The sequence below is a fragment of the Acinetobacter sp. NIPH 2699 genome, assembly GCF_022549355.1.
In the GTDB taxonomy this organism is placed as follows: domain Bacteria; phylum Pseudomonadota; class Gammaproteobacteria; order Pseudomonadales; family Moraxellaceae; genus Acinetobacter.
This window is the reverse complement of sequence record NZ_JAKZGL010000038.1, coordinates 1-513: the sequence shown is the minus strand read 5'-3', so window position 1 is coordinate 513 and position 513 is coordinate 1. Positions and strand designations below refer to the sequence as shown.

Here is a 513-nt window from a genome sequence, read left to right as displayed (position 1 = left end):
TTGAATTGTTGAGAATTTGGAGACATAGATGTTAGATCAAAATATTAAAACGCAATTAAAAGCTTACTTAGAACGTTTAGAAAGTCCGATTGAGTTGGTTGCTGCTTTAGATGATTCCGACAAAGCGGCAAAAATCAAAGAACTGGTTACTGAAATTGCGGAACTGTCTGATCAAGTAACTGCGCGTTTTGATGGTGTAAACACTCGCCGTCCGAGTTTTGGGGTTGCTAAAACAGGCGAACAGCCACGTGTCTTCTTTGCTGGCTTGCCCATGGGACATGAGTTTACTTCTTTGATCTTGGCTTTGTTACAAGTATCTGGTTATGCCCCAAAAGTCTCTGATGAGGTGTTGAACCAAATTAAAGGTTTGAACTTAAAAGCGAACTTTGATGTGTTCATCTCCTTGAGCTGCCATAACTGTCCAGATGTGGTTCAAGCATTGAACTTGATTGCGATCAACAATCCAAATACCACTACTACCATGATTGATGGTGCATTCTTCCAAGATGAAGT

Annotated in this window: 1 pseudogene; it reads left to right on the top strand. The window is 40.4% G+C overall.

Annotated features, from left to right (window positions below):
* Positions 1 to 28 precede the first annotated feature (28 nt).
* Positions 29 to 513: pseudogene (locus MMP72_RS15775) on the top strand (alkyl hydroperoxide reductase subunit F); the annotation flags it as partial.